Origin of the sequence: Spongiactinospora gelatinilytica, assembly GCF_003236385.1 — a bacterium.
Lineage (GTDB): Bacteria > Actinomycetota > Actinomycetes > Streptosporangiales > Streptosporangiaceae > Spongiactinospora > Spongiactinospora gelatinilytica.
In genome coordinates, this window is record NZ_POUA01000754.1 from 1 (window position 1) to 1,098 (window position 1,098).

Annotated in this window: 1 protein-coding gene and 1 pseudogene; both read right to left on the reverse strand. The window is 74.7% G+C overall.

Translation table 11 applies throughout. The features are described 5' to 3' along the window. Positions 1 to 28: 28 nt before the first annotated feature. Positions 29 to 691, reverse strand: a complete 663-nt coding sequence (locus C1I98_RS39165) for a class F sortase (RefSeq protein WP_199537575.1) — start codon at positions 689 to 691, stop codon at positions 29 to 31. A gap of 2 nt (positions 692 to 693) precedes the next feature. Then, positions 694 to 1,098 (reverse strand): annotated as a pseudogene (locus C1I98_RS39170) (hypothetical protein); the annotation flags it as partial.

Sequence of the window (1,098 nt, forward strand, 5' to 3'; positions counted from 1 at the left end):
GGGTTGGACCGGGGTGGGGTGTGGCAGGTCAGCGGGAGGTTCGTCCCCGGTCGGCGAAGACGACCAGGTTGTCGCGATAGCCGCGGCGGCCGGGGTCGAACGCGCCGGCGCAGGTGATGAGGCGGAGCTGCGGGTCCTTCGTGGCGCCGTAGACCACCTGGTCGGGGATGCGGGTTTTGGGATACTGAGCCAGGCGGCGGACGGTGAAGGTGACGGACGTACCGTCCGCCCGTTCGACATGGACAGGGTCGCCCGGCTTCAGGTGCCGCAGGCGGTAGAAGACCGCCGGTCCGGTACGCGAGTCGACGTGACCGGCGACCACGGCCACGCCGGGCTCCCCCGGTTCGGGCCCGGCGACGTTCCACCCGGCCACGTCGAACCGCGCTGGCGCGGCCAGACGCCCGCGCCGGTCCATCCGCAGGCCGACCATCCGTGTGGAGACCCCGACGGACGGCAGATGGAGCACGACGGGCTTCGCGGCGTCACGCTTCGGCGCGGGCGAACGCGAGGGTGAAGGGGAGGGGGACGGCACCGGAACCGGTACGGCTCGCGGGGCCCCCGCCGGGGAGGACGAGGTCGCGGTCCGGCCGTCAGCGGGCGCGAGGCAGGTGCCCGCCCCCAGGGCCATGGCCAGGGCGGCGGTGCCCATCCCGTGGAAATCGGATCGGCGTACGCCGTGCCGGTGCTCCACGGTCAGCTCTCCGCGTCGACGCGGCGGCGCAGCCACAGGCCGAAGCCCGCCAGCCCGCCGAGCCCGGCCAGACCCGCGACGCTCGCGAGCAGGCCGCCGGGCAGGCCCGTGTCCGTGCCCGGGGACTCCGCCGCCACCGGCTTGGCGTCCCGGGCGACGGTCGTACCGACGGCCTTGGCGTCGTCCTCACCCCGCGGAGAGTCGTCGTCCCGGGACGTACCGCCTTTACCGGTGTCCACGCCACCGCGCGGGACCCGGCGATCATCGTCATCGTCCTGGGACCCGCCGCCGCGCAGCGCACGACGGTCGTCGTCATCGTCGTCGTCGCGGGACTTGCCGCCGCGCGACGCACCACGATCGTCGTCGTCGTCATCGTCGTCGGCCGAGGCCGTCAGGAGGGCGAGGGC